This is a genomic window from Calidifontibacillus erzurumensis (assembly GCF_013303125.1).
GTDB lineage: Bacteria > Bacillota > Bacilli > Bacillales > Bacillaceae_J > Calidifontibacillus > Calidifontibacillus erzurumensis.
Window position 1 is genome coordinate 1 of sequence record NZ_JABTTE010000054.1, and the last position, 1,369, is coordinate 1,369.

Genomic DNA, 1,369 nt, shown 5'->3' on the forward strand with positions numbered 1-1,369 from the left:
TGTATGGATGAAAGCATCAATACCTTTGGAACGATCCCGGGTATGCTGCCGATCTCGGATTAACTTTCCTTTCTCTTGGCACAGTCTATGTTTGGCAATTAACGGCCCATTTTTAGATGCATAGACAAGTAAATACTCATCAATTTGTGCAATATAAACGGTCTTTTGTTTGTTATATGTTCCGAGAGGGACTGAGTAACGATTTGTTTGGTAGAGAATGGTGTTGTCCTTCCGAACCGTTCTTGTTATACTAGAGACAGGATTTGTATAAGATATTTTTTGTGTGACTGGTCGTAAGTGTTTCTTTTCTTGTTGAAATACTTCGACCGGTCTTTTTTTGATGGTACCGTGTATTTTATAATTTCCTGTCCTGTGAAGCCATTTCCAACAATCCTCGTTCCAGCGGTCAATATTTGTAAATATCCGATACTTGGCGTAATTGTGTTTGACGTATCCAACTACATTTTCAATTTTGCCTTTGCTTTCTGGATCTGCCTTCCGACATATACGAAGTTTTAGTTTTCGTTCCTGACGGTAAGCCTCAAATTCTTTTGTTAAAATGAGATCCCCACCATTTTCACTAACGACAATTAAATGATCCTGGTCATAGACGAGTTCACGTGGAATTCCCTCAAACCACGCAAATGCGTTTTCGTGACAGTTAATAAGATCTTGAACTGTAAACGGCCGATCCAACCATTCCACATATTTGTATCGGGAATGGGAAAGGACAAATGCGATGAAGTGCAATTTGACTTTTCTTTTCTCGGGTGTTTCTTGCCAGGTCTCTCCAAAGTCTACTTGAATTTGTTCCCCGGCTTCCATTTCTGGTACAGCCTCATAATCTCTCATTCTTTCTTCTTTAGGAATTCCATATTCTTTTCGTAGACTTCTAACAAAAGCCCGAATAGTACTCTCTGAAACCTGGAGGGACGGATATTTCTCCTTTAACCAATCTTCAACTTGAGACGCTTTTAATGCAGGATGTTCCCTCAGCCAAGATAAAATTTTATCTTTGTAAGGATCTAATTTTTTTGCCCTTGTTTTCGTAGAATCAATCCAGTCGGCCATTTCTCTTGGACTTTTTTTGAGGTACCGATATAAGGTCGGCCTTGAAATCCCCAACTTATTCGCAATAGCTGTTTTGCTAAATCCTTGTTCCAATAATTGTCGGATGTTCACATACACTTCAAACTTGTCCACCTTTCCAATACCTCCATCACTGTTAAATAAGTAGTACAAACAAAATATAACAATGATGGAGGTAAAAATTAATAGATTGAGATAGAGTTTGTTTTCCTCTTCTTAATCCTAAGAAAGTGTAAAATCTTATTTATCTAAATTTGTTAATTTTATTTTATCGTTCACA

The 1,369-nt window shown here is 37.6% G+C and carries 1 protein-coding gene; it reads right to left on the bottom strand.

The features are described 5' to 3' along the window. The coding region (istA, locus tag HR057_RS16730) for an IS21 family transposase (protein ID WP_173732629.1) at nucleotides 1-1,203 on the bottom strand (1,203 nt) is incomplete at its 3' end. Between the last annotated feature and the right edge of the window lie 166 nt (nucleotides 1,204-1,369).